20 protein-coding genes are annotated in these 25,686 nt (G+C 68.7%); 5 read left to right on the top strand and 15 right to left on the bottom strand.

Annotated elements, in window-relative coordinates; translation table 11 throughout:
- Positions 1–67: 67 nt before the first annotated feature.
- From ACWD2L_RS21345 to ACWD2L_RS21335, 3 genes are read right to left on the bottom strand one after another with little or no spacing between them, the layout of a single operon-like run.
- A complete protein-coding gene (locus ACWD2L_RS21345) occupies positions 68–538 on the bottom strand; it encodes a DUF6113 family protein (protein ID WP_351333408.1) in 471 nt (156 codons plus the stop codon).
- Complete coding sequence (gene mshB, locus ACWD2L_RS21340) at positions 535–1,437, bottom strand: N-acetyl-1-D-myo-inositol-2-amino-2-deoxy-alpha-D-glucopyranoside deacetylase (protein ID WP_351333405.1); 903 nt, start codon at positions 1,435–1,437, stop codon at positions 535–537. The genes ACWD2L_RS21345 and mshB overlap by 4 nt, the downstream gene beginning before the upstream one ends.
- 49 nt (positions 1,438–1,486) lie before the next feature.
- Positions 1,487–1,681 (bottom strand): hypothetical protein, encoded by a 195-nt coding sequence (locus tag ACWD2L_RS21335; RefSeq protein ID WP_351333402.1) that lies wholly within the window; start codon positions 1,679–1,681, stop codon positions 1,487–1,489.
- Between the two features lie 300 nt (positions 1,682–1,981).
- On the opposite strand from ACWD2L_RS21335, the gene ACWD2L_RS21330 reads away from it, so the two are divergent.
- A complete protein-coding gene (locus tag ACWD2L_RS21330; RefSeq protein WP_351333399.1) occupies positions 1,982–4,093 on the top strand; it encodes a S9 family peptidase in 2,112 nt (703 codons plus the stop codon).
- A gap of 166 nt (positions 4,094–4,259) precedes the next feature.
- Here ACWD2L_RS21330 and ACWD2L_RS21325 read toward each other — a convergent pair whose 3' ends face one another.
- The 12 genes from ACWD2L_RS21325 to ACWD2L_RS21270 all read right to left on the bottom strand — a co-directional run bounded on the left by ACWD2L_RS21325 (position 4,260) and on the right by ACWD2L_RS21270 (position 21,316).
- Entirely contained in the window at positions 4,260–5,408 is a 1,149-nt protein-coding gene (locus tag ACWD2L_RS21325; protein WP_351333396.1) for an ABC transporter ATP-binding protein, read from the bottom strand.
- Positions 5,392–6,387, bottom strand: coding sequence for an ABC transporter ATP-binding protein (locus tag ACWD2L_RS21320; protein ID WP_451190529.1), 996 nt, complete (start codon positions 6,385–6,387; stop codon positions 5,392–5,394). The genes ACWD2L_RS21325 and ACWD2L_RS21320 overlap by 17 nt, the downstream gene beginning before the upstream one ends.
- A 6-nt stretch (positions 6,388–6,393) precedes the next feature.
- Positions 6,394–7,317, bottom strand: coding sequence for an ABC transporter permease (locus tag ACWD2L_RS21315; RefSeq protein ID WP_351333393.1), 924 nt, complete (start codon positions 7,315–7,317; stop codon positions 6,394–6,396).
- The gene (locus ACWD2L_RS21310) at positions 7,310–8,233 is read right to left on the bottom strand and encodes an ABC transporter permease (protein ID WP_351333390.1); all 924 of its coding nucleotides are present in this window, start codon (positions 8,231–8,233) and stop codon (positions 7,310–7,312) included. The genes ACWD2L_RS21315 and ACWD2L_RS21310 overlap by 8 nt, the downstream gene beginning before the upstream one ends.
- A gap of 36 nt (positions 8,234–8,269) precedes the next feature.
- On the bottom strand, positions 8,270–9,886 hold the full coding sequence (locus ACWD2L_RS21305; protein ID WP_351333387.1) for a peptide ABC transporter substrate-binding protein: 1,617 nt from the start codon (positions 9,884–9,886) through the stop codon (positions 8,270–8,272).
- 164 nt (positions 9,887–10,050) lie between these two features.
- On the bottom strand, positions 10,051–11,178 hold the full coding sequence (locus ACWD2L_RS21300; RefSeq protein ID WP_351333384.1) for an ABC transporter ATP-binding protein: 1,128 nt from the start codon (positions 11,176–11,178) through the stop codon (positions 10,051–10,053).
- 27 nt (positions 11,179–11,205) lie between these two features.
- Positions 11,206–12,267 (bottom strand): ABC transporter ATP-binding protein, encoded by a 1,062-nt coding sequence (locus ACWD2L_RS21295; RefSeq protein ID WP_351333381.1) that lies wholly within the window; start codon positions 12,265–12,267, stop codon positions 11,206–11,208.
- A gap of 10 nt (positions 12,268–12,277) precedes the next feature.
- Positions 12,278–13,255, bottom strand: a complete 978-nt coding sequence (locus ACWD2L_RS21290; RefSeq protein ID WP_351333378.1) for an ABC transporter permease — start codon at positions 13,253–13,255, stop codon at positions 12,278–12,280.
- Positions 13,256–13,367: 112 nt separating this feature from the next.
- Positions 13,368–15,164, bottom strand: a complete 1,797-nt coding sequence (locus tag ACWD2L_RS21285) for an ABC transporter substrate-binding protein (protein ID WP_351333375.1) — start codon at positions 15,162–15,164, stop codon at positions 13,368–13,370.
- Between the two features lie 106 nt (positions 15,165–15,270).
- Entirely contained in the window at positions 15,271–16,302 is a 1,032-nt protein-coding gene (locus ACWD2L_RS21280) for an ABC transporter permease (RefSeq protein WP_351333372.1), read from the bottom strand.
- Positions 16,303–16,923: 621 nt separating this feature from the next.
- Positions 16,924–18,831, bottom strand: coding sequence for a translational GTPase TypA (gene typA / locus ACWD2L_RS21275; RefSeq protein WP_351333369.1), 1,908 nt, complete (start codon positions 18,829–18,831; stop codon positions 16,924–16,926).
- 175 nt (positions 18,832–19,006) lie between these two features.
- On the bottom strand, positions 19,007–21,316 hold the full coding sequence (locus ACWD2L_RS21270; protein WP_351333367.1) for an ABC transporter substrate-binding protein: 2,310 nt from the start codon (positions 21,314–21,316) through the stop codon (positions 19,007–19,009).
- A 283-nt stretch (positions 21,317–21,599) separates the two neighbouring features.
- On the opposite strand from ACWD2L_RS21270, the gene ACWD2L_RS21265 reads away from it, so the two are divergent.
- The 4 genes from ACWD2L_RS21265 to ACWD2L_RS21250 are packed head-to-tail and all read left to right on the top strand — an operon-like array spanning position 21,600 to position 25,493.
- Complete coding sequence (locus tag ACWD2L_RS21265) at positions 21,600–21,896, top strand: hypothetical protein (RefSeq protein ID WP_351333365.1); 297 nt, start codon at positions 21,600–21,602, stop codon at positions 21,894–21,896.
- Between the two features lie 56 nt (positions 21,897–21,952).
- Entirely contained in the window at positions 21,953–22,795 is an 843-nt protein-coding gene (locus tag ACWD2L_RS21260) for a hypothetical protein (RefSeq protein WP_351333362.1), read from the top strand.
- Complete coding sequence (locus ACWD2L_RS21255) at positions 22,795–24,729, top strand: fumarate reductase/succinate dehydrogenase flavoprotein subunit (protein WP_351333358.1); 1,935 nt, start codon at positions 22,795–22,797, stop codon at positions 24,727–24,729. The genes ACWD2L_RS21260 and ACWD2L_RS21255 overlap by 1 nt, the downstream gene beginning before the upstream one ends.
- Positions 24,726–25,493 (top strand): succinate dehydrogenase/fumarate reductase iron-sulfur subunit, encoded by a 768-nt coding sequence (locus tag ACWD2L_RS21250; protein WP_351333357.1) that lies wholly within the window; start codon positions 24,726–24,728, stop codon positions 25,491–25,493. The genes ACWD2L_RS21255 and ACWD2L_RS21250 overlap by 4 nt, the downstream gene beginning before the upstream one ends.
- Positions 25,494–25,686: the final 193 nt, after the last annotated feature.

Below are 25,686 nucleotides of genomic sequence, written 5' to 3'. Positions count from 1 at the left end.
GAAGTCACTGTGCGACGGATGACGAATCCGGAACCGCACGCGCCGCACGACGACCCAAAGTGCTACGTCACTTCCCAAGTCGGGCGGCGGGCGCGGGTGGTTGCCCGGGCAGCCAGAAGGTGGCGCACATCACAGCGACTGCCATCCCTCCGAGGAGGAAGAGGTACGAGCCGGCTCCCGCGCCGAACAGAAAGTCGCCCTCGGGACGGCTCGCGGTGAGCAGGATCACCGCGAGCACCCAGCCCGCCGCGGGCGCGACCGCCCCCGCGCGACCGCCCGCGATTCGCGCCCCTCCGTGGAACAGCCCGGCCGCCCCGACGAGCGCGAGCAGCAACCCGCCCGGGAACCAGCCCCCTTGGACGAGCGCCCCGCCGACCGCGAGGACCGCGCCGAGGACGAAAAGGGCAAGCAGGACGATCGTCCGCCCCGCACCGAACCCGCCGAAACTGAAGGGCAGGTCGCCCCCCTGCGCCACCGACCCGCCGGGAGCCGCCTTGCCGCCGGCCGCCGCGGCCCGCCCGTTCCTGTCGCCGCTCATCGCTCGGTCACTCCCTCAAGGCCCTCGAACAGGTCTTTCTCGTAAGGCGATCCGGGCTCGCCCCGCACCAACTCGTAGTACTCGATGTCGAACAGCGGCTGCGCGAGATCGTTGGAGAGCGCGAAGACGCCGCGTACCTCCGGCACGTCGACCTGGGTGGCGTGCGCGCGCATCGCGGCCGCCTTCCGCTCCGCGTACGGCCGCCCGTCGATCGCCGCGGTGATCCGCTCGTCGGCGACGACGCCCGGCACGTCGTCCACCACGGCGGCGACGTCGAAGGGTGTGGCGTCGAGCACGCCCGCGAGCCACCGGAACCGCTCCTCGGCGACCGTGCGCGGCACGCGGTTCCAGTAGACCTTGGCGATCGCGTGCGGCTCCCCGAGCTCGCTCCGGAAGGTGGCGTCCGCGGCGAGCTCGACGGCGCGCGTCGCGACGCGGTGGGCCTGGATGTGGTCGGGGTGCCCGTACCCCCCGTCGGGGTCGTACGTGATCAGGACCTGCGGGCGGGTCTCGCGGATCACGGCGACGAGGTGGGCCGCGGCCTCGTCGAGGTCGGCGGCCCAGAAGGCACTCTCCCGCCCGTTCTGCGGGGCGCCCATCATTCCGGAGTCGCGGAACCGTCCGGGGCCGCCCAGGAAGCGGTGGTCGGTGACGCCGAGCTCCTTCATGGCAACGGTCAACTCGCCGATCCGGTGCGGGCCGAGGAGATCCTCCCGGTCAGGGGCGAGATGAGCCAGTTCGCCCGGAATGACCTCGCCCTCCTCGCCGAGCGTGCAGGTCACCAGCGTGACCTGGGCGCCTTCGGCGGCGTACTTGGCCATGGTGGCGCCATTGTTGATCGACTCGTCGTCGGGGTGCGCATGCACGAGGAGCAGGCGCCTACCTGGCATTTCCGTCATGCCCATAGCGTAGAACGCCCCACTGACACCGGGCCGACGGCCGGTGTCGCTAGAACTTGATGCCGCCGACCATGTCCGCCACGTTCGTCGTCAGCTCCTTGATCGTGGGAGCGACGGACGAACTCGCCAGGTAGAAACCCAGGAGCACACACACGACCGCGTGCCCCGCTTTCAGTCCCGACTTCTTGATCAGGATGAAGACGATGATCGCGAACAGCACCACGGCCGAGATCGAGAGTGCCACAGCGGTCCTCCTCCAAAGTGATCCGGTCGCCGACGGACTCGTACCCACACAGCGCTAACGATCATAACTATCCGTACCCGCGCACGAGTCGCGATCAGGGAGCACCCGATGCGACCGGGAGCGCACGGGGGGCGCGCACGCACCATCGCCCGCTCGTCGGCACCGAATGTTCACGGCGGCCCGCCTCCAGCCGGATCCGAACACGACAGTCGACCGTGGCCGGCCCGATCCGCCGGAACAGCCCTGGAGTCTGCCGTTCGGGCCAGGCCTGATCCGAACGGCAGGCCCTAGGCTGCCTGGATGACCATCGAGACCTTTCCCCGTCAGCACGCGCGTACCCAGCGCTTCACGTTGGGGGCGCCGCGTGCCTTCACGGTGGCGCCGGACGGTGAGCGTGTCGTCTTCTTGCGTTCCTCCTCGGGTACCGATCGGGCGAACGCGCTGTGGGTGCTTGACGTGGCGGGTGGTCAGGAGCGGGTGGCCGCCGACCCGGTGGCCCTGCTCGGCGGGGCGGCGGAGAAGCTGTCGGACGCGGAGCGGGCCCGGCGCGAGCGCAGCCGTGAGGGCGGCGCGGGCATCGTGGGCTACGCGACGGACGCCGCCGCCGAGTTGGCCGCTTTCGCCCTGTCGGGGCGCCTGTTCACGGCCGAGCTGCGGGTGGGCACCGCCCGGGAACTCCGGGTGCCGGGCCCCGTGTTGGACCCGCGCCCCTCCCCCGACGGGCGGCACATCGCGTACGTCACCCGGGGCGCGCTGCGCGTCGTCGGCGCGGAGGGCGAGAACGACCGGGCGCTCGCGGAGCCGGAGTCGGAGACCGTGACATACGGGCTCGCTGAGTTCGTCGCGGCCGAGGAGATGTCCCGGTTCCGCGGCCATTGGTGGTCGCCCGATTCGGACCGGCTGCTCGTGGCCCGCGCCGACGACGCGGACGTGCGGCGCTGGTGGATCGCCGACCCCGCGCACCCGGACCGGGAGCCGGCGCGCGTCGCCTACCCGCGCGCCGGTACGCCCAACGCCGAGGTGCGCCTCTTCGCGTACGACCTCGAAGGCAACCGCAACGAGGTGACCTGGGACCGCAGGGCGTACCCGTACCTGGCCCGCGTGCACTGGTCGGCGGACGGCGCCCCGCTGCTCCTGGTCCAGGCCCGCGACCAGCGCAGCGCGCTCTACCTCGCGGTGAACACGGACGACGGTTCGACGCGGATGGTGCACGCCGACGAGGACGACGTGTGGCTGGAGCTGCTGCCCGGTGTGCCGTGCTGGTCGCCGAGCGGGCAGCTCGTACGGATCGCCGACGAGGGCGGCGCGCGGGTCCTCGCAGTGGGCGAACGGCTGCTGACCACATCTCAGTTGCACGTCCGGGCGGTGCTCGACGTGGGCGAGAGCGACGTGCTCGTCTCCGCCTCTGCCGGGGTCGACGCCGCGTCCCCCGAGACCGGCGAGGTGCACGTGTACCGGGTCAACGAGCTCGGGGTGCGGCGCGTCTCCGAGGAGCCCGGCGTGCACTCCGCGGTGCGCTCCGGCGACGGCTCCGTCAGCGTGCTCGTCTCGGCGACACCCGACTCACCCGGCGCGCGTGCGCGCGTGGAGCGCGAGGGCAAGCACGTCGCCACTGTCGTCTCGCACGCCGACCGCCCGCTGCTCACCCCGCGCCTGACGCTCACGGAGGCCGAGGGCATCCCGTGCGCTGTTCTCCTGCCCTCCTCTTACGAGGAGGGGGACGGCCCGCTGCCGGTCCTCATGGACCCGTACGGCGGCCCGCACGGGCAGCGCGTCGTGGCCGCGCACAACCCGCATCTGACCTCGCAGTGGTTCGCCGACCAGGGCTTCGCGGTGATCGTCGCGGACGGCCGGGGCACCCCCGGCATCTCGCCCGCCCGTGAGAAGGCCATCGCGGGCGACCACACCGTCACCCTCGACGACCAGGTCACCGCGCTGCACGCGCTGGCGGACCGCTTCCCGCTCGACCTGTCCAAGGTGGCGATCCGCGGCTGGAGTTACGGCGGCTTCCTGGCGGGACTCGCGGTGCTGCGCCGGCCGGACGTGTTCCACGCGGCGGTCGCGGGCGCCCCGGTGACCGACCAGCGGCTCTACGACACCCACTACACCGAGCGGTACCTGGGCGATCCGGCGGCGAACCCGGAGGCGTACGCGAAGAGTTCCCTGGTGACGGACGACGGGCTCTCGGACCCGGCCGAGCCGCACCGGCCGATGCTGATCATCCACGGTCTCGCCGACGACAACGTGGTCGTGGCGCACTCCCTGCGGCTGTCCTCCGCGCTGCTCGCCGCGGGCCGCCCGCACGAGGTGCTCCCGCTGTCCGGTGTGACCCACATGACGCCCCAGGAGCAGGTCGCCGAGAACCTGCTGCTGTTCCAGGTCGACTTCCTGAAGCGGTCGTTGGGGCTGTAGGGCGTGTCGGCCAGGGCCTACGGCAACCGGGCCGGAGCGACATGCGCTCCGGCCCGGCTCACGGCACCCGCACGGCCGTACGCGAGACACTCTGACGCGGTGACATATCGGCGCCGCTTCGGCCGGATTGCCTGCGTGTAAAGACGTGTAAAGACCCGTCAGGCCCCTACTCCGTCGGCACAATCTGCTTCTCTTCCGCGAAGTGGCAGGCCGACGGGTGACTGGCCGGGGTGTCGCCGCCCCGGAAGACCTCGGGCACGGCGAGCAGCGGCTCCTCGTCCACGCAGCGCTGCTGCGCCTTCCAGCAGCGGGTGCGGAAGTGGCAGCCGGAGGGCGGGTTGGCGGGCGAGGGCACGTCGCCGGAGAGCAGGATGCGCTCGCGCCCCTCGCGCGCTTCCGGGTCGGGCACCGGCACCGCCGACAACAGCGCCTGCGTGTAGGGGTGCGTCGGGTGGTCGTAGATCTCGGCGTCCGAGCCGATCTCGACGATCCGGCCCAGGTACATGACGCCGACCCGATCCGAGATGTGCCGCACGATGGACAGGTCGTGCGCGATGAAGACGTAGCTCAGGTCGAACTCGTTCTGGAGCCGGTCCATCAGGTTGACCACCTGCGCCTGCACCGACACGTCGAGCGCGGACACCGGCTCGTCCGCGACGATGATCTCGGGGCGCAGCGCGAGCCCGCGCGCGATGCCGATGCGCTGGCGCTGGCCGCCGGAGAACTGGTGCGGGTAGCGGTTGATGTACTCGGGGTTGAGGCCGACGACGTCCAGCAGGTCCTGGACCTTCTTCCTGCGGTCGCCCTTCGGGGCCACCTCGGGATGGATCTCGTACGGCTCCCCGATGATGTCGCCGACCGTCATCCGCGGGTTCAGGGACGTGTACGGGTCCTGGAACACCATCTGGATGTTGCGGCGGACGGCCTTCAGGGCGCGGCCGGACAGTGTGGTGATGTCCTCGCCCTTGTACGTGATGACGCCGGCCGTGGGGCGTTCGAGGTTGACCAGCATCTTCGCGACGGTGGACTTGCCGCAGCCGGACTCGCCGACGATGCCGAGCGTCTCGCCCTGCCCGAGGTCGAAGTCCACCCCGTCGACGGCCTTCACCGAGCCGATCTGCTTCTTGACGAGGACGCCCCTGGTGAGCGGGTAGTGCTTGGTCAACCCGCGTACCTGGAGGAGCGGTTCGTGTCCGGAGGCCGAGCCGTGCGCCGCGTAGTCGTTCTCGGAGTGCGCCTTGCGCAGGAGGTGCTCGGCGATCCGGCCCTCGCGCTTCAGGTCGTCCTTGCTCACGTGCTTACCGTGTTGCGGCATCGAGCGTCTCCTTCCAGAAGTGGCAGGCGCTGCGACGGTTCTCGGAGACGCGGGCGAGCGGCGGGACGTCCGTGCGGCACACGTCCTGGGCCATCGGGCAGCGCGGGTTGAAGGCGCAGCCGGGCGGGATGTTCATGAGGTTCGGCGGGAGCCCCTTGATGGCGAAGAGCTCCTGCCCCTTCTGGTCGAGGCGCGGGATCGACTCGAGGAGGCCCTTGGTGTACGGGTGTGCGGGCGCCTTGTAGATCTCGTGCACCGGCGCCGTCTCCACGATCCGGCCCGCGTACATCACGGCGATCTTGTCGGCGACGTCCGCCACGACACCCAGGTCGTGGGTGATGAGGATGAGCCCCATGTTGAGCTCGCGCTGCAACTCGGCGAGGAGGTCCATCACCTGGGCCTGCACGGTGACGTCGAGGGCCGTTGTCGGTTCGTCCGCGATGATCAGCGAGGGCTCCAGGGCGAGCGCCATCGCGATCATGATGCGCTGGCGCATACCGCCGGAGAACTGGTGTGGGTACTGGCTCACCCGCTCCTTCGCGGCCGGGATGCGCACCCGGTCCATCAGCTCGACGGCCCTGGCCCGCGCGGCCTTCTTGGACATCCCCTTGTGCACGACGAACATCTCGCCGAGCTGCTCCCCCACAGTGAGCACGGGGTTGAGGGAGGACAGCGCGTCCTGGAAGATCATCGCCATCTCGGCGCCGCGGATCTTCCGCCGCTCCTCCTCCTTGAGGTTCAGCAGGTCCTTGCCCTTGAAGAGGATCTCGCCACTGGCGATCCGGCCCGGCGGCATGTCGAGGATGCCCATGACGGCCTGCGCCGTGACGGACTTCCCGCTTCCCGACTCGCCGAGCACGGCGAGCGTCTCGCCCTCGTCGACGGTGTAGTTGACGCCGTTGACCGCCTTGGCGACTCCGTCGCGCGTACGGAACTCGACGTGCAGGTCGCGTACTTCCAACAGGTTCGTGTTCGCCACGGTCGGCTACCTCAGCTTGGGGTCGAGGGCGTCGCGCACCGCGTCGCCGAGCATGATGAACGCGAGCACCGTGAGGGCCAGCGCTCCCGCCGGATACAGCAGCATGTGCGGGGCGTTGCGGATGTACGGGGCGGCGTTCGAGATGTCGATGCCCCAGGAGACCGCGGGCGGCTTGAGGCCGACGCCGAGGAACGAGAGCGTCGCCTCCAGGGCGATGAACGTGCCGAGCGCGATGGTCGCGACGACGATCACGGGGGCGACGGCGTTCGGCAGGATGTGGCGCAGCAGGATCCGGGAGTTGGCGGCGCCGAGGGTGCGCGCGGCGTGCACGTAGTCGTTCTCCTTGACCGTGATCACGGAGCCGCGGGCGATACGGAAGATCTGCGGCCAGCCGAGCAGCACGATGAATCCGACCACCGGCCACACGGTCGTCGACGTCACCACCGACAGCAGGACGAGGCCGCCGAGGATGACGGGGATGCCGAAGAAGATGTCGGCGCCGCGGGAGATCACGGCGTCCGCCCAGCGCCCGTAGAACCCGGCGAGCGCCCCGAGGATCCCGCCGAGCAGGGCCACACCGAGGGTGGCGAAGACGCCGACGGTGATCGAGGCCCGGGCCCCGTAGACCGTGCGCGTGTACAGGTCGCAGCCCTGCGCGTCGTAGCCGAAGGGGTGTCCCGAGGTGGATGTGTCCTGGCCGTGCGCGAGGTCGCAGTCGTTGGGGTCGCCGCTCGCAAGGAGCTGCGGCCAGATCGCGACGACGACCAGGAACAGGATGATCAGCGCTGAGATGATGAAGACCGGGTTGCGGCGCAGCGAGCGCCAGGCGTCCGACCACAGGGAGCGCGCGGGCCCCTCGGCGCCGCCGCCCTCGGGCGTCCCAGGCGTCAGCTGGGCCTCGACGGTGACCGGAGTGACGGGCTCAGGCATAGCGAATCCTCGGGTCAAGGACGGCGTAGAGCAGGTCGACGATGAGGTTGGCGAGCAGGAAGACGATCACCAGGACGGTCACGAAGCCGACCACGGTCGGCGAGGACTGGTGCAGGATGCCCTGGTAGAGCTGGTAGCCGACGCCGCGGATGTTGAAGATCCGCTCGGTCACGATGGCGCCGCCCATCAGGGCGCCGATGTCGGTGCCGATGAACGTGACCACCGGGATCAGCGAGTTGCGCAGCAGGTGCCGCCAGATGATGCGGCGCCGCGGCAGGCCCTTGGCGACGGCGGTGCGGACGTAGTCGGAGCGGGCGTTGTCGGCGACGGAGGTCCGGGTCAGCCGGGTCACGTACGCCAACGACACGGACGCGAGGACGAGGCCCGGCAGGATCAGCTCGCTCAGCGGCGCCTCATACGCCACCGAGGGCTTGACGATCCCCCACTCCATGCCGAACAGGAGCTGGGCGACGAGTCCGGTCACGAACGTCGGCACGGAGATCACGACCAGCGTCAGGACGAGGACGCCCGTGTCGATGGGCTTGCCGCGGCGCAGGCCCGTGATGACGCCGAGGCCGATGCCGATGACGATCTCGAAGACGATCGCCACGAACGTCAGCTTGATGGTGACGGGGTAGGCGCGCAGCATCAGGTCGGCGACGGAGTCCCCGTTGAAGGCGGTGCCGAAGTCGCCCTGGAAGATGTTGCCGAGGTAGATCAGGTACTGCTGCACCAGCGGCTTGTCGAGGTGGAACTGCTCGCGCAGCGCCGCCTGGGTGGCCGGGTCGCAGGCCTTGTCGCCGCAGAGCGCCGCGGTCGGGTCGCCCATGACGTTGACCATGAGGAAGATCAGCAGCGTGGTGCCGATGAACACCGGGATCATCTGCAGCAGCCGTCGGATCACATAACGCCCCATGGCACCTCCCTCACGTCAGCCGAGCGGTCGTGGTTCTCAGTCATTGACGGTCATCTCCTCGAAGACCGGCACGCTGAAGGGGTTGAGCTTCACGTCGTGCACGCGGGAGCCGTAGACGGCGGTGCCGTTCTGGTACCAGAGGGGGATCGCCGGGAGCTGCTCGGCGAGGATCCGCTCGGAGTCCTGGAAGTCCTTGATCGCGTTCTTCGGGTCCGGGTCCGCGTTGGCCTTGTTGATCAGCGCGTCGAACCGCTTGTCGCTCCACTTGCCGTCGTTGCTGGGGGCGCCCGTGGTGTAGACGGGCTGCAGGAAGTTCTGGATCAGCGGGTAGTCCATCTGCCAGCCGCTGCGGAACGGGCCGCTGAACTTGCCGCTCTGGATCTGCGTACGGAAGTCGGCGAAGGTGCCCACCGGGTTGCCGACGCAGGCCTTCGAGTCGCCCATGACCCGGTTGACGCTGTTGCAGATGGCGTCGATCCACTGCTTGTGGTTGCCGGTGTCGGCGTTGTAGCTGAGGACGAGTTTCCCGCCGGGGAAGCCGCCGCCCTCGTCGATCAGCTGCTTGGCCTTCTTGGGGTCGTACTCGCAGCGGTCGCCGCAGATGTCGGGGTTGTAGCCGCCCTCCTTGCGGAGCACGGGGGACGTCCAGTCCTTGGCCGGGATCCGGGTCTTCTGGAAGATCTTGTCGGTGATCTGCTCGCGGTTGATGGCGAGCGAGATGCCGCGGCGGACCTTGAGGGCGTCGGCGGTGGCCCACTCCTTGTCGTACATGGGGAACATCAGCGTCTGGATGATGCCGGCGGGAGTGTTGATGTACCGGTTGCCGATGTCCTTGTGGAGATTGCTGAGCTGCTCGGCCGGCACGGCGTCGGTCACGTCGAGCTGGCCGGCCACGACATCGGTGTACGCGGTGTTGTCGTCGGTGTAGACGAGCAGGTCGACGCCCTTGTTGCGGGGCTTGGCACCGTTGTAGTCGTGGTTGAGCCGCAGCTTCATGCGGCCGCCGCGCTCGTAGTTGGTCACCTCGTAGGGGCCGTTGCCGAACGGCTTCTCCAGCCACTCGTCGTGGTCGGTGAAGAACTTCTTCGGCAGCGGGGAGAACGCGGCGTAGCCGAGCATGTCGGGGAAGAGCGAGAACTTCTGGTTGAGCTCGACCGTGAAGTGCGTGTCGTCGACGACCTTGAGCCCCGACAGCTTCTTCGCCGTGGGCTTCCCCTTCACGGGGTGGACCTTGTCGTAGCCGTCGATATAGCCGAAGAAGTCGGCGCCGATCTGCGCGTTCGGCAGGTAGGCGGCGTAGTTCCAGGCGTCGACGAACGACTGCGAGGTGACCTTCGTGCCGTCCGCGAACTTCCAGCCGTCCTTCAGCGTGACCTTGAAGTTCTGCGCGTCGTCGCTCTTGATCGACTTGGCGACGGCGTACTCGGGCTCGGCGGTGACGGGGTCGTAGATCTTGAGACCCCGGAAGATCATGTCGAGGACCTTGCCGCCGTTGACCTCATTGGTGTTCGCGGGTTCCAGCGGGTTCTGCGGGTCGCCCCACTTCGCGCGCACGACACCCGACTCGGTGGCGGTGGCGCCGCAGGACGCGAGCCAGGGCACGGCCAGCACCAGGGCGGCGGCCAGGGCACCGGTACGCAGGCCGAGGCGCATCAGGGTCCTCCAGAGGGCGTTACGGGGACGAGCCTTGGGCCCATTGGACCCGCGGGTCGACCACTACGCCTGTTTTGTCACCCATCTGGGGGCGGGCGTGCCGCGTCCGGACATGCCGATGCCCGGCCCCGGTGAGAACACCAGGGCCGGGCATCGGGCGGAGGTCAGGACTTGTCGTCGCCCTCGAGGGCCGCGAGGGCGGGGTCGAGGACGATGTCCTGCCCACGTGCCTCGACGGTCGGGTCCTCCGGGAAGTGACAGGCCGTGAGGTGCCCTGCCTTGTTGCCGGAGAGCTGGACCAGCGGGGGCTCGTCCGTGGCGCACTTGTCCTGCGCCTTCCAGCAGCGCGTACGGAAGCGGCAGCCCGACGGCGGGGAGATCGGCGAGGGCACGTCGCCCTCGAGCCGGATCCGCTCCCGCTTCTCGACGTCGAGGTCCGCCTCCGGCACGGCCGACATCAGCGCGTGCGTGTACGGGTGCCGCGGGCGGTTGTAGAGCGAGTCGCGGTCCGCGATCTCCATGATCTTGCCGAGGTACATCACGGCGACGCGCTGCGAGAAGTGCCGCACGATGGCCAGGTCGTGGGCGATGAAGACGAACGCGATGCCCATCTCCCGCTGAACCTTCTGGAGGAGGTTCACCACCTGCGCCTGGATCGACACGTCGAGCGCCGAGACCGGCTCGTCGGCGACGATCAGCTTCGGCTCCAGGGCCACGGCGCGGGCGACCCCGATGCGCTGGCGCTGACCGCCGGAGAACTCGTGCGGGAACCGGTTGTAGTGCTCCGGGTTGAGGCCGACGATCTCCAGGAGCTCACGCACCCGCTTCTCGCGGCCACCGGGCGGATTGATCCCGTTGATCTCCATCGGTCCCGCGATGATCGAACCGACCGTCTGCCGCGGGTTCAGGGACGCGTACGGGTCCTGGAAGATCATCTGGATCTCGGACCTGATCGGCGCCAGCTGCTTGCGCTTCGCGTGGCTGATGTCCTGGCCCTTGTACGTGATCGTGCCCTGCGTGGGCTCGTACAAGCGGGTCAGCAGCCGGCCCGTGGTCGACTTGCCGCAGCCGGACTCGCCGACCAGGCCCAGGCTCTCGCCCGCATAGACCTCCAGGTCCACGCCGTCGACGGCCTTGACCGCGCCGACGGTGCGGCGGATCGGGAAGCCGCCCTTGATCGGGAAGTGCTTCTGCAGGTCCCGGACCTGGAGCAGCGGTTCGGCACCGCTGTCGCGCTGGTCGGGGATCGCGTCGGCGACCGCCGTGGTGGTGTTGCTCTTGTTCTCGCTCATGGTCATGCCCCAGTCGCCGGTTTCAGCTCAGCCCAGCCGGGGCTGAATCGTCTCGATGAACACCTGCTGCTTCTGGTCCGCCGTCAGGTGACAGGCGGAGCCACGACCCTGCGGAAGCTGCGGCCGCTCGCCCGAGCAGCGTTCGCCCGACACCTTGTCGGTGAAGGCGCAGCGCGGGTGGAACGGGCAGCCCGAGGGCGGATTCAGCAGCGACGGCGGCGAACCGGGGATCGGCATCAGCGGCTCGTCGATGTCCGAGGTGAGGCGCGGCATCGAACCCAACAGGCCCCAGGTGTAGGGGTGCTGAGGGTTCTTGAGCACCTCGCGCACGCTTCCGCGCTCGACGGCCCGGCCCGCGTACATCACGAGCAGGTCGTCGGCCATGTTCGCGACGACACCCAGGTCGTGCGTGATCATGATGATCGCGGAGCCGAACTCCTGCTGCAGGTCCTTGAGCAGGTCGAGGATCTGCGCCTGGACGGTCACGTCGAGGGCCGTGGTCGGCTCGTCGGCGATGAGCAGTTCGGGGTTGCAGGCGAGCGACATGGCGATCATGGCGCGCTGGCGCATACCGCCGGAGAACTGGTGCGGGTAGTCGTCGACGCGCTGCTTGGGCTGCGGGATGCCGACCTTCCCGAGCATCTCGATGGCGCGGTCCCGGGCCTCCTTCTTGGAGGCGCCGGTGTGCTTGCGGAACGGCTCGGCGATCTGCCGCCCCACCGTGTAGTACGGCGACAGGGCGGTCAGCGAGTCCTGGAAGATCATCGCCATCTTGTTGCCGCGGAGCTTCTCCAGCTCGGACTCCGTGGCGGTGAGAAGTTCCTTGCCGTCAAGGAGGATCTCACCGTCGATGGTGGTGTTCGTCTTGGAGTGCAGGCCGAGCACGGTCAGGTTGGTGACCGACTTGCCGGATCCGGACTCGCCGACGATGCCGAGCGTCTTGCCGCGCTCCAGGTCGAAGGAGAGGCCGTCCACCGCCTTGACGGCGCCGTCCTCGGTGGAGAACTGCACCCGCAGGTCGCGTACCGACAAGAACGCGTCGGAACCGGTCGGGGCCGGAGCGTCCTCGGGCTTGGTGAGTGTGGTCACTGGGGTTCTCCTAGGACAGCCGCACGCGCGGGTCGATCACGGCGTACAGGGCGTCCACGACGACATTGCAGATGATGATGAAGGCGGCGCTGAGCAGCATCACGCCCATGAGGACCGGCAGGTCCTTGTTGGTGACCGAGTCGATCGCCAGACGGCCGAGTCCCGCGAGGTTGAAGGTCAGTTCGGTGACCATGCCGCCGCTGAGCAGTGCCGCGATGTCCATGCCGAGGATCGTGATGATCGGGATGAGCGAGCCACGCCAGGCGTACCGGAAGAAGACGAAGCGACTGCTCATCCCCTTGGCCTTGGCGGCTCTGACGTGTTCCTCCTGGAGCTGCTCGATCATCGAGGAGCGCGACATTCGGGTGTAGTTGGCGGTGAAGATCGTCGCCATCACGACCCAGGGGATCAGCAGCCCCATGAACCAGGAGCCCGGGTTCTCCGTGAACGGCACGTACTTGGGCGCCTTCAGCCAGCCGGTGCTGTAGACGAAGATGCCCAGCACGATCGGGCCGAGCAGGTAGATCTGGAACGAGCTGGTCACCAGCGAGGCGCCGGAGACGGCCTTGTCGATCCAGGTGCCGCGGAAGCGGGCGGCGAGCAGTCCCGCGCCGAGGCCGGCGATGAGGAAGACGACCATGCCGCCGATCATGAGCGAGACGGTCAGCGGGAGACGGTCCATCATCGTGTCCCAGACCATCTGGTTGTTCCTGAACGAGACACCGAAGCACGGCGCGGCACAGTGGCCCACCCCGAAGTCACGTCCCGCGAAGATCCCGACCAGGAAGTTCCAGTACTGAACCGGCACCGGGGAGTCGAGCCCGAGGTTCTTGTGAATGAGCTCCAGCGCGTCCGGGGTGCAGTTCTTGCCGCACGCGAGCGTCGCCGGGTCCTGTGGGATGGCGAAGTACATGAAGAACGTGAAGGCGCTGATCAGCAGGAGGATGAGTGCTGCGCCAGACGTCCGGCGTATGAGAAATCGAAGCATGGCAGAAAGCTGCTCTCAGGACGGCGGCGGTGGGAGACCAGGAGGCGTTGTGCGGCGGCCCGGGGGCGAGAGCTCCGCCGCTCTCCCGCCCCCGGGAACTGCCTTGTGCGGACTACTTCTTGAGGTAGATGCGCGTCGGGTCGGTGTAGTTGGTGACCGACGAGTAGCGCAGGCCGCCCACGTTGGAGCCGGCGATCTGGAAGATCTTGGTGTAGTAGATCGGGGCTGCCGGGTTGATCTTCTCCGAGATGTAGTTGGAGAGCTTGCGGTACTCCTTGGCGCGCTCGGCCGCGTCCGCGATCTTCTGGATGCGGGCGCTCTCCTCGTTCACGTGCTTGTCGTTCACGTGCGAGTAGTTGGAGCCGCCGTCCTGGATGTTGGTGCCGTCGTACGTCGGCGGGAAGACGGTGTTGCCGTCGGCCCAGTCCTGGCCCCAACCGGTCATGTAGAGGTCAAAGCCGTTCTTGACCTTGCCCATCTGCTCGTACCAGGTGGCGTTGTCGACTTCCTTCTTCTGGATGTCGAGGCCGATCTTCTCCAGGTTGTTGATGATCAGGTTCGCCTGGGTGACACGGACGGGAACGTTGGCGTAGGCGTAGACGAGCTTCTTGCCCTTGGCGCCCGCCTCGTCGATCAGCTTCTTCGCCTTGGCGATGTCGCCGTTCGCCTTCTTACCGCGGTTGAAGATGTCGTCCGACTTGCTGTAGCCCGGAAGCGTCGGCGCCGTCAGCGAGTTGGCGGCGTCGCCACCGTAGGCACCGCCGTCGGCGTGCGCGGCCGCGGTGGCCGGCATCGCCAGGGAGATGGCGTCACGGATCTTCTTGTCCTTGATCCGGTCCATGTTCATGTTCAGCTGCCACACGTACGGGCCGTAGCCCTGGACGGTGCGCTTCATCACGGCCTTGTCGGTCGTGATCTTCTGCAGCTGGGTGGCGTCGATCTGGCCGGTGAACATCAGGGAGTTCTTGGCCTCGCCGCGGTCGGCCAGGATCGTCTTGGTCTGGTCGGCCTTGGAGACGTTGTAGTCGATGTTGAACCCGTCCACGTAGGCGTGGCGCATCGGGTCCGTCTTCTCGTCCCACTTGTCGTTGCGGACGAGCTTGAGGCTCTTGCCCGGCTTGTACGCGGAGATCTTGTACGGGCCGGTGGCGACCGGCTTCTGGTCGTACTTCTGCTTGGTGTCCGTCTTCTCGGGCACGACCGAGTACGCCGCCATGGCCAGGGCCTGCGGGACGTCGGTGTGGGCTTCCTTGAAGTGGAAGGTGATGGTCTTGGCGTCCGGCGTGTCCAGGACCGAGTCCGGCAGGTGCTTGCCCTTGAACGGGCCGCCGTACGCCTTGCGGTACGAGGTGCCGGAGCCGGACAGCCACTGCTGGATGTACGCCGGACCGTCCGTGATGAACGGGTCGTACATGCGCTCGATGGAGTGGCGGATGTCGGCCGAGGTGATGACGTGGCCGTTCTGGTCCTTGACGCCGTCCTTCAGCTCGAAGGTCCAGGTCTTGCCGCCGTCCGAGGACTTGCCCGCGTCCTTGGCGAGGTCACCGACGACCGTCTGGGTGCCCTTGTCGTCCTCGGTGTACGTGGTCAGGCCACGGTAGAGGAGCTTGGAGAGCAGGCCGGCGTCGGAGACGTATATCTGGCCCGGGTCCAGGTGCGAGAAGTCGCTCTCCTGGTAGACCTGGGCGACGCCGCCCTTCTTGGCGCCCGGGACCGGCTCGGCCGGGCCCTGGGAGTCCTGGGCGGTACCCATGACGACGGGCCGGGACTGCGCCTTCGCGTCCTTCTGGGTCTTGCCCACGCTCTTGTCGTTGTCGTTGCTGCCGCTGCTGCAGCCGGTCAGCGTGAGGGCGCCGACAGCGGCGGCGACGACCGTCGCCTGCGCCGTACGCGAACGAAGGATGCTCATGGAGTTGAATCCACCTGCCTGTGAGTAGTGATCCTTGTGTGCTGCCTGACGCATCCGGCTGTGTCGGTCCGGCGCCCGGGTGGCAGCGACCCTCGGTGATGCCTGGTCAGCGTCCGGTCTTGGGATCGAAGGCGTCCCGGACCGAGTCACCGAAGAGGTTGAACGCCACGAAGAAGACGACCATGGCGACACCCGGGAAGTACAAGTAGGTCGGGTCCACCTCGTAGATCTTCGCCGCGGTCGCGAACATCAAGCCCCAGTCGGGCGTGGGGTCTTGATATCCGACGCCGACGAAGGAGAGGAAGGCGACCGAGAGGATGGTGCTGGGAAGCAGGTACGTGCCCTGCACGATGATCGGCGTCACCAGGTTGGGCAGCAGCTCCTTGCGGATGATCCGCCAGGGGGAGGCGCCCGCGACCTTCGCCGCCTCCACGAACTCCCGCTCTCGCAGGGACAGCGTCACCGCGCGCACCAGGCGGGCCAGGGTCATCCACGTGAGCAGCCACATGATGCCGGTGATGGCGAGGAACCGGACGTAGACCGGCGTCTCCTCGTCCGGGGCGACGAAGACCGTGACGATGACGGGCATGGCCGCGACCATGAACAGCTGGTTGGGCAGCGCCATCATGAAGTCGGTGAGCCGGCCGAGCCAGTAGTCGATCTTGCCGCCGAAGTAGCCGGCCGCCAGACCGATCACGACACCCAGGATCACCATGCCGATCGTCGCGCACAGAGCGGTGTAGAGCGACGTACGCATGCCGTAGAGCAGATACGCGAAGACGTCGCGCCCATAGTTCGGGTCGATGCCGAACCAGTGCTCGGGCGACATACCGCCGTTGGGACCCGCCGGCAGGTTGAACTCGTTGAGGAGCGTGGGGTCGTCCTGGCCGTAGAAGGTGTACGGGTCCTTGCCGTACAGCTTGCAGATGACCGGGGCGAGCGCGGCTATCACGAAGAACACCAGGACGATCCAGGCGGACAGGACGCCCGTCCTGTCCCGCTTGAAGCGCCGCCACATCAACTGGCCGGGGCTGCGCCCCTCGAGCTTCTTGGGCTCCTTCGCGTCGCCCTGCGGCGCGCTCTCCTTGTCCAAGGCGGAAGAGGTCTCGGCGCCCTCAATCTCGATTGGACTTGTCATGATTCGTCCATTTCACAGGTGTTGGAGGCTGTCGGAGGTGAAAGCGGCCCGGCAGCCGTCGCACGGCGTACGTCACTCGAAGCGCACGAGAGGGACTAACGGCTGGGGTGAGCCCACCCCTGAGGAAGTGTCAAAAACATGGGCCCCTCCTCATGAGTCCACTTCGTTCACTGCAAGTGGAGGCAGAAGGTCGCCACCCTGCCGACACCCCTGACGGCGAAGTTGACGCTGCCTCAGCGTGCTCGCGAGTCGCCGCCCCCCATTAGCGCGTGACCCTTTGACCCGAGCTCTACGCGGACCACTATTAGCCACAGCCGCTGCCGCGACCACACTCTTTTGGTCTCGGTTCGATCACACCTGATGCGTACTTCTCCCAAAATCCGGACAAACAGATCCTAGATAGAGGGACACGAAACGGACGTGTTACATACCTATCGACCATCGGCGTCCGCATTCCGGACTCCGGCGTGGACTTAATCACTTGCGCTCGACCGGATTTTGACCCCTTGTTGGGAGACATCACGGCCGGGTGTGTCACTGCGCGTAGACCGCGTGAAGAGTAGCGGGAACGCAAAAGGCCCGGCACCCCCTTCGGGGGTACCGGGCCGAACTGCCGTCAGGTCAGTTGTGCTTGGCGCGCGAGGCGCTGCGGCCGCGCTCCTTGTGGTCCAGGACGACCTTGCGGATGCGGACGGCCTCCGGGGTCACCTCGACGCACTCGTCGTCGCGGCAGAACTCCAGGGACTGCTCCAGGGAGAGCTTCCGGGCCGGGACCACGTTCTCCGTGTTGTCCGCGGCCGCGGCACGCATGTTGGTGAGCTTCTTCTCCTTGGTGATGTTCACGTCCATGTCGTCGGCGCGCGAGTTCTCACCGACGATCATGCCCTCGTACACCTCGGTGCCGGGCTCGGTGAACAGCACACCGCGCTCCTGGAGGTTCATCATCGCGAAGGGGGTGACCGAACCGGCACGGTCGGCGACGAGCGAGCCGTTGTTACGGGTCGTCAGCGTGCCGAACCACGGCTCGTGGCCCTCGTGGATCGAGTGGGCGATGCCCGTACCGCGGGTGTTCGTCAGGAACTCCGTACGGAAGCCGATGAGGCCACGGGACGGCACGACGAACTCCATGCGGACCCAGCCGGAGCCGTGGTTCGACATGTTGTCCATGCGGCCCTTACGGACGCCCATGAGCTGCGTGACGGCGCCCATGTGCTCCTCGGGGACGTCGACGGTCATGCGCTCGACCGGCTCGTGCGTCTTGCCGTCGACCTGCTTGGTGACGACCTGCGGCTTGCCGATCGTCAGCTCGAAGCCCTCGCGGCGCATCTGCTCGACCAGGATCGCCAGCGCCAGCTCACCGCGGCCCTGCACCTCCCAGGCGTCGGGGCGCTCGGTCTCCAGGACGCGCAGCGAGACGTTACCGACCAGCTCGCGCTGCAGGCGGTCCTTGACCTGGCGGGCGGTGACCTTGCGGTCCTTGACGGCCGCCTTGGCGTCCGCGCCCTTGCCCGTGCCACCGCGGCCGACCAGCGGCGAGGTGTTCGTACCGATGGTCATGGAGATCGCCGGCTGGTCCACCGTGATCAGCGGCAGCGCGACCGGGTTCTCCGGGTCGGCAAGGGTCTCGCCGATCATGATGTCGGGGATGCCCGCGACGGCGCAGATGTCACCGGGGCCGGCGACCTCCGCGGGCTTGCGGGTCAGCGCCTCCGTCATCATCAGCTCGCTGATGCGGACGTTCTGGACCGTGCCGTCGCGCTTCATCCACGCGACCGTCTGGCCCTTGCGCAGCTCGCCGTGCTCGACGCGGAGCAGCGCGATACGGCCGAGGAAGTTGTCGGCGTCGAGGTTGGTGACGTGGGCCTGGAGCGGCGCGTCCTCCTCGTACGTCGGGGCCGGCACGGACTCCAGGATCGTGGAGAAGAACGGCTCCAGGTTGGTGGAGTCGGCCGGGACCGTGCCGTCGTCCGGCTTGGTCAGCGAGGCGACGCCGTCACGACCACAGGCGTAGACGATCGGGAACTCGATCTGGTCCTCATCGGCATCCAGGTCGAGGAAGAGGTCGTACGTCTCGTTGACGACCTCGTCGATGCGCGAGTCGGGCCGGTCCGTCTTGTTGATGCACAGGATGACGGGCAGCCGCTGCTTGAGCGCCTTGCCGAGCACGAAGCGCGTCTGCGGCAGCGGGCCCTCGGAGGCGTCCACGAGGAGCACCACCGCGTCCACCATCGACAGACCGCGCTCGACCTCACCACCGAAGTCGGCGTGGCCGGGGGTGTCGATGATGTTGATCGTGATGACCTCGCCGCCGTCCTTGGGGTGATACTTCACCGCCGTGTTCTTGGCGAGGATCGTGATGCCCTTCTCACGCTCCAGGTCGTTCGAGTCCATCATGCGGTCGTCGAGCGACTCTGCTGCGTGCGCGGCGAAGGAGCCGGCCTGCTTGAGCATGGCGTCGACGATGGTCGTCTTGCCGTGGTCGACGTGGGCGACGATGGCGACGTTACGGATGTCGTGGCGCGTGGCCATATTGCGGCGTACTCCCGGAGTGAAGGGTCGGCTGCGCGTACTTCTTTGGTACACGCGCCCTGCCGGGCTGGACACGCCACGGCCTCACCCCATGGTACGTGGCCCCGCGGCCCCCGGCCCAGCCGGGCCGGACGGACCGCCGCCGAAGCGCCGGGCCGTCCGGGAAAACCGCAGGTCAGCCAGCGTCCTCCGTGGGTGAGCCGACGGCCTTCGCACCCGGCTTCAGGAAGCCGATGTCCTCATAGGAGGGCTCCTGGAAGCCGAACGCCCCCGCGTTCACCAGGTTCGCCTTCGTCGCCACCAATTCGGGCCGCTGGTAGAGCGGAATCGATCCTGCGGCGGCCCAGATGCGCTCGTCGGCCTGCCGGACGAGCGAGCGCTCCTTGTCCTGGTCGAGCTCCCCGACGGCCTGGTCGAAGAGCTGGTCGATGTGGTCGGTGCCGACCCGGGTGTAGTTCTGCTCGACCGTGAGCTCGCCGTCGGCGGCCGGGACCGGCTTGGCGTAGATCGGGCGGGCGTCGGTGGCCGGGTAGGCGGAGCCGGGCCACGAGTACAGCGCCAGGTCGTACTCGCCCGCCGCGATGTGGTCCTTGAAGTAGGTCTCGTCGTCGACCTTCGTGATGTCCGTGCGGACGCCGATCTTCTGGAGCATGGTCGAGATCCGGTCGGCGACGGACTTCAGCTGCTCGGCGTCGGGTCCCGAGGGCAGTACGAAGTTCAGGGTCAGCGGCTTGCCGTCCTTGGCGAGCTGCCCCGGGGCGGCCCCTGCCTTGGCGCCCTGCTTGCCACCGGCCTCGCCCGAGTCCTTGGCGGCGGCCTGCTGCGGAGCCGGGGTCCCCTTCGGGGCGTACGCGCCGGGGGCCGCGCCCTGCTTGGCGTCGCCCGCGTGCTTGCCCTCCCGCTCGGCGGAGCGCACCTTCGCGGCGTCGGCCTGGTGCAGCAGCGCGGAGTGCTGGGCCGCGGCGAGGGCGCCGGGGCCCAGCAGCGGGGGCGCGGCGTCGCCGGGCTTGGCGTCGTCCGCGGACTTCTGGTCGTCCTCGCCCATGATGTACGTGCCGTCGCCGGACTCGGCCGCGGCGCCCTCCGCCTTGCCGCCCGCGGTCTTGGGCTTCTGCTGCTTCTCCTGGAGCGGCCCGCCGCGCACCCAGCCCGCCTCCGCGAGCAGCGCCTGCGCCTTGTCGGCGTCCTGCTTGCCGAGCGCGTCGCTGTTGTCGGTGTAGGCGGCCTGGCCGGAGAGGGCGAGGTGGCTGCCGACGGTCGTGGCCGGAAGACCGAGCGGCTTGAGGACGCTCTGGGCGAGCTTGTCGCGGTCGAGGGCGCGGGCCACGGCCTGGCGCACCCGCTCGTCGGCGAGCGGACCGCTCGAACCGTTCAGGGCGAGCTGCGTGTAGGCGGGTTCGAGCGACTTGCGGACGACGAAGCCGTTCAGCCCCGCCTGCTCCTTCGCGTACTTCGCCACGGCCTTGCGGGTCTTCGCGCGGGCCTCGAGCTCCGCCTCGGCGACCTCCCAGTCCTCGTTGTGCGCCCGCGCCCAGGAGCGCAGCGCGTCACCGGAGGTGACGTCGGCGCCGGGTCCGTGCGCGAGCGGGCCCGACGCGCCCTTCTCGCGGGCGGCGTACGCGATGCGCTCGGCGGACTCGGGGTCGACGTCGGCGAGGTCCAGCTTGTCCGCGGCGAGCGCGGCGGTCCGCTTGTCGCGCGGCACGGCCTTGAGTTCCAGCTTCTCGAGCTTGGCCGGGCGGCCCCACCAGCGGGGGTTGCGCTCCAGCGTGACCTGCTTGCCGCTCCGGTCGACCTTGCCGGGCGCGAAGGGGCCCGCGGTCACCTTGAGCTTGCTGCGCGCGCCCTCGTTGAAGGCGTCCGGGCTCCCCATGACGTCCTTGGGGTACAGCGGCGAGAACAGCGAGCGCCAGTCCGCGTACGGCTTGGCGAACGTGACCCGCACCTCCAGGTCGTTCTTGCCGCGCTCGACGTTCTCGATGCGGTTGTAGCCCGCGTTGTGGGCGGTCCAGTACGCGCTGTTCTTCCCCGACAGGGCGCGCCACTGCGCGGCGAAGTCGGCGGCGCCGATCTCCCGGCCGTCGCTCCATACCGCCTGCTGGTTCAGCTTGTACAGCACGACCTGCTTGGGCTCGGTCTTGATGACCTCGGCCTTCTCCAGGTAGTCGGGGTCGGCCTGCGGGCGGCCCTGCGCGTCGAGCCGGAACATCGAGGGCAGCACGGCGCCGGTGACCCGGCTCGTGGCCGCGTCCGCGTCGGCCTGGAAGGAGTTGAGGGTCTGCGGCACGTCGTCGACGGCCCACCGCAGCGTGCCGCCGTCCTTGATGTGCGTACGGGCTGCCGAGGCGACGTCGGGGCCCGCCGCGGGGCGGCTCGCGTCGTCGTCGGAGCCGCACCCGGCGAGCGCGGTCACGGCGAGCGCACCGCTCACGAGGAACGCGGCCGAGCGTGCGGCGGCTCCTGGGCGCCTTGGGACATGGGGCATCACGGGTACCTCCGGGGCTGGCCGGTTTTGTCACGTTTGGCGGTATATGGAGCTGATCACATCTATCGGCCAACTGAAGTGGATCCGGGGTGCGGCACCCTCCGACACGCCCGTAAGGCACCCGGAAGCCACCCGTGCGGCCCAAAGAAGCCCGAACCCGAGGGGCGCGCACCACGGCGCACACCGGCAATCCGCACGAATCCCTTCACAAACAGCAATGTGACGCGCGACACTCTCAGGCGCATGAGCAACTCCGCCGCACCAGCGGAAGTGAGGCCAAGTCATGTCCCTGCACGACGACTTGACGGCGGTTCAGGCCTGCGTCGACGAGCTCGCGCGCGCCGTGGGGCGCCTGCAGCCCCAGCTCGCGGGCGTCGCGGGAGGTCCGGATCTGCGCCGGGTGCGTGCCGACACCGCGCATCTGCGAGAGAGCGTCGCCCTGCTGCGCGAGTCGGCCGCGAGCCCTGACGTGCCGCACCGCCCCGACCTCGTGACGATCCCCGACGCCCCGTACGACAGGTCCCTGTGGACCGACTCGGACGACGAGGGGCTCGGCGCGCGGGACCGGCACGCCCCCTGACCTGCCCTCGCCCACCCCCGATCCCCGTCCACCTGTCCCTGCGAGCGGAGGCTTCGTTGGCCACCGGCACGGAACCCACCAGTACCGAAGACCCCCATATCGAAGGCGGCACCGGCGTCCGAGGCCGGACCCGTGCCGCGATCGCCGCGCCCCATCTGCGCACCGACCGCTGGTGGCTGGCCCCGGCCGCGACCGCGGGTGGCCTGTTCGCCTTCATCGTCTACTCGACCTGGCGGGCCTTCGGAGGCGCCGACTACTACGCGGCCCCGTACGTCTCGCCGTTCTACTCGCCCTGCCTCGCGGACAACTGCGAACCGATGCGGCACGGCCCCAACTGGGAGATCTTCGGCGGCTGGTGGGGCCTGTCCCCCGCGCTGCTCATCCTGATCTTCCCGCTCGGCTTCCGGCTGACCTGCTACTACTACCGCAAGGCCTACTACCGCGGCTTCTGGGCCTCACCGCCCGCCTGCGCGGTGGCCGAGCCGCACAAGAAGTACAGCGGCGAGACGCGGTTCCCGCTGATCCTGCAGAACATCCACCGCTACTTCTTCTACGCGGCCGTCCTCGTCGCCTGCATCCTCACGTACGACACCGTGCTGTCGTTCCGCGACGAGAACTACGAGTGGGGCCACATGGGGCTCGGCACCCTGGTCTTCCTGCTCAACATCGGGCTGATCTGGGCGTACACGATCTCCTGCCACTCGTGCCGGCACATCGTCGGCGGGCGCCTGAAGCACTTCTCGAAACACCCGGTGCGGTATCGGCTCTGGGGATGGGTGGGGAAGCTGAATGCCCGTCACATGCTGCTTGCCTGGGCCTCGTTGGTGAGCGTCGCGCTCGCCGACTTCTACGTGTATCTGGTCGCGTCCGGTGCTTTCGATGATCCGAGGTTGTTCTAATGGCTGTAGTGGAGCGACAGCAGTGGGATGTTGTCGTGGTGGGCGCCGGTGGCGCGGGGCTGCGGGCCGCGATCGAGGCGCGTGAGCAGGGCGCTCGTACGGCCGTGATCTGCAAGTCCCTGTTCGGCAAGGCCCATACGGTGATGGCCGAGGGCGGCATCGCGGCCTCCATGGGCAATGTGAACTCCCGGGACAGCTGGCAGGTGCACTTCCGCGACACGATGCGCGGCGGCAAATTCCTCAACCAGTGGCGGATGGCGGAGCTGCACGCACGCGAAGCGCCCGACCGCGTATGGGAGTTGGAGACCTGGGGCGCCCTGTTCGACCGCACCGGCGACGGGCGGATCTCGCAGCGCAACTTCGGTGGGCACGAGTACCCGCGGCTCGCGCACGTCGGCGACCGTACGGGCCTCGAACTGATCCGCACGCTCCAGCAGAAGATCGTCCAACTCCAGCAGCAGGACTTCAAGGAGACCGGCGACTACGAGTCCGGCCTGAAGGTCTTCCAGGAGTGCACGGTCACCCGGGTCCTGAAGGACGAGGACGGCCAGGTGTCAGGCACCTTCTGCTACGAGCGGGAGAGCGGGCGCTTCTTCGTCATCGAGGCGCCGAGCGTCGTCCTGGCGACCGGCGGCATCGGCAAGTCCTTCAAGGTGACGTCGAACTCGTGGGAGTACACGGGCGACGGACACGCGCTCGCGCTGCTCGCCGGAGCGCCTCTCCTGAACATGGAGTTCGTCCAGTTCCACCCGACAGGCATGGTCTGGCCGCCCTCGGTGAAGGGGATCCTGGTCACGGAGTCGGTGCGCGGCGACGGCGGCGTGCTGCGCAACTCCGAGGGCAAGCGGTTCATGTTCGACTACGTCCCCGATGTCTTCAAGGAGAAGTACGCGCAGTCGGAGGAGGAGGGCGACCGCTGGTACGAGGACCCGGACCACAACCGCCGGCCCCCCGAGCTGCTGCCGCGCGACGAGGTGGCGCGGGCCATCAACGCGGAGGTGAAGGCGGGCCGCGGATCGCCGCACGGTGGCGTGTTCCTCGACGTGTCGACGCGCATGCCCGCCGAGACGATCCGGCGCCGACTGCCCTCCATGTACCACCAGTTCAAGGAGCTGGCCGACGTCGACATCACGGCCGAGGCGATGGAGGTCGGGCCGACCTGCCACTACGTGATGGGCGGCATCGCGGTCGACTCGGACACGGCGGCGGCGCGCGGTGTGCCGGGGCTCTACGCGGCCGGTGAGGTGGCCGGCGGCATGCACGGCTCCAATCGGCTCGGCGGCAACTCGCTCTCCGACCTGCTGGTGTTCGGGCGCAGGGCGGGGCTGCACGCGGCGACGCGCGCCGTCTCGCGCCGCACGGCGCGTCCGACCGTGGACGACGAGCAGATCGACACGGCGGCGGCCGAGGCGCTGCGGCCCTTCTCCGCGGAGGGCCAGGAGGAGGGCGTCACGCCCGAGAACCCGTACACCCTGCACCAGGAGCTCCAGCAGACGATGAACGATCTCGTCGGCATCATCCGGCGGGGGCCCGAGATGGAGCAGGCGCTGCGCAGGCTCGCGGATCTGCGGGTGCGGGCGCGGCGGGCCGGGGTCGAGGGGCACCGCCAGTTCAATCCGGGCTGGCACCTGGCGCTGGACCTGCGGAACATGCTGCTGGTCAGCGAGTGCGTGGCGCGGGCCGCCCTTGAGCGCACGGAGTCGCGGGGCGGGCACACCCGTGAGGACCATCCGGCGATGGACCGGGAGTGGCGGCGGGCGAATCTGCTCTGCCAACTCCGGGACCCCACCGGCGGGTTGGCGGCCACGGACCCGGTGCGTGGCCAGATCACGCTCACCCGCGAGACCACCGAACCGATCCGCCCCGACCTGCTCGCCCTGTTCGAGAAGGAGGAGCTGGTGAAGTACCTGGCCGAAGAGGAGCTTTTCGAGTGAGCAGCTACGAGGCGGCCTTCCGGGTGTGGCGGGGCGACGTCGGCGGGGGCGGCCTGGAGGACTTCAAGGTCGAGGTGAACGACGGCGAGGTGGTCCTCGACATCATCCACCGCGTGCAGGCGACGCAGGCGCCCGACCTGGCGGTCCGCTGGAACTGCAAGGCGGGCAAGTGCGGTTCGTGCTCGGCGGAGATCAACGGCCGGCCGCGGCTGATGTGCATGACCCGCATGTCCGTCTTCACCCGCGACGAGGTGATCACGGTGACGCCGCTGCGTGCCTTCCCCGTCATCCGCGACCTCGTCACCGACGTCGGCTTCAACTACACGAAGGCCCGCGAGGTCCCGGCCTTCGTCCCGCCCGCCGGGGTGGGTCCCGGCGAGTACCGGATGATGCAGGAGGACGTGGACCGCTCGCAGGAGTTCCGCAAGTGCATCGAGTGCTTCCTGTGCCAGGACACCTGCCATGTCGTCCGCGACCACGAGGACAACAAGTCGTCCTTCGCGGGGCCCCGCTTCCTGATGCGCGTGGCGGAACTCGACATGCACCCTCTGGATGCGGCGGCGGAGGACGGCCTGGACCGCAAGACCACGGCCCAGGACGAACACGGCCTCGGTTACTGCAACATCACCAAGTGCTGCACCGAGGTCTGCCCCGAGGGCATCCACATCACGGACAACGCGCTCATCCCCCTGAAGGAGCGAGCGGCCGACCGCAAGTACGACCCGGTGGTCTGGCTGGGCAACAAGATCCGCCGCCGCACTTGAGCCCCTGCGGGTCTTGAGCAGCGGGGGCCGGCGGGCGGCGCCGCCATTTTCAAGCCCCTGCGGCGATTGAGCAGCGGGGTCCGGGGCGGAGCCCCCGAGGCGTGTGATGGCGGTGCCGTCCGCACACGTCGCGGGGGGGGGGCCCCGCCCCCCCCCCCCCCCCCCGGAGAGCACACCGCGGAACTACACACAC

It is taken from the genome of Streptomyces sp. NPDC002754 (assembly GCF_053592315.1).
The sequence above is the reverse complement of the archived record's forward strand: the minus strand, read 5'-3'. Positions and strand labels throughout refer to the sequence as shown.

What these genes read in the sequence shown, in the direction of transcription:
- ACWD2L_RS21345 (WP_351333408.1), bottom strand. Translation starts at nt 538, where the DNA reads ATGAGCGGCGACAGGAACGGGCGGGCCGCGGCGGCCGGCGGCAAGGCG.
- mshB (WP_351333405.1), bottom strand. Translation starts at nt 1,437, where the DNA reads ATGACGGAAATGCCAGGTAGGCGCCTGCTCCTCGTGCATGCGCACCCC.
- ACWD2L_RS21330 (WP_351333399.1), top strand. Translation starts at nt 1,982, where the DNA reads ATGACCATCGAGACCTTTCCCCGTCAGCACGCGCGTACCCAGCGCTTC.
- ACWD2L_RS21325 (WP_351333396.1), bottom strand. Translation starts at nt 5,408, where the DNA reads ATGCCGCAACACGGTAAGCACGTGAGCAAGGACGACCTGAAGCGCGAG.
- ACWD2L_RS21315 (WP_351333393.1), bottom strand. Translation starts at nt 7,317, where the DNA reads ATGCCTGAGCCCGTCACTCCGGTCACCGTCGAGGCCCAGCTGACGCCT.
- ACWD2L_RS21310 (WP_351333390.1), bottom strand. Translation starts at nt 8,233, where the DNA reads ATGGGGCGTTATGTGATCCGACGGCTGCTGCAGATGATCCCGGTGTTC.
- ACWD2L_RS21305 (WP_351333387.1), bottom strand. Translation starts at nt 9,886, where the DNA reads ATGCGCCTCGGCCTGCGTACCGGTGCCCTGGCCGCCGCCCTGGTGCTG.
- ACWD2L_RS21300 (WP_351333384.1), bottom strand. Translation starts at nt 11,178, where the DNA reads ATGAGCGAGAACAAGAGCAACACCACCACGGCGGTCGCCGACGCGATC.
- ACWD2L_RS21290 (WP_351333378.1), bottom strand. Translation starts at nt 13,255, where the DNA reads ATGCTTCGATTTCTCATACGCCGGACGTCTGGCGCAGCACTCATCCTC.
- ACWD2L_RS21285 (WP_351333375.1), bottom strand. Translation starts at nt 15,164, where the DNA reads ATGAGCATCCTTCGTTCGCGTACGGCGCAGGCGACGGTCGTCGCCGCC.
- ACWD2L_RS21280 (WP_351333372.1), bottom strand. Translation starts at nt 16,302, where the DNA reads ATGACAAGTCCAATCGAGATTGAGGGCGCCGAGACCTCTTCCGCCTTG.
- typA (WP_351333369.1), bottom strand. Translation starts at nt 18,831, where the DNA reads ATGGCCACGCGCCACGACATCCGTAACGTCGCCATCGTCGCCCACGTC.
- ACWD2L_RS21270 (WP_351333367.1), bottom strand. Translation starts at nt 21,316, where the DNA reads ATGCCCCATGTCCCAAGGCGCCCAGGAGCCGCCGCACGCTCGGCCGCG.
- ACWD2L_RS21265 (WP_351333365.1), top strand. Translation starts at nt 21,600, where the DNA reads ATGTCCCTGCACGACGACTTGACGGCGGTTCAGGCCTGCGTCGACGAG.
- ACWD2L_RS21255 (WP_351333358.1), top strand. Translation starts at nt 22,795, where the DNA reads ATGGCTGTAGTGGAGCGACAGCAGTGGGATGTTGTCGTGGTGGGCGCC.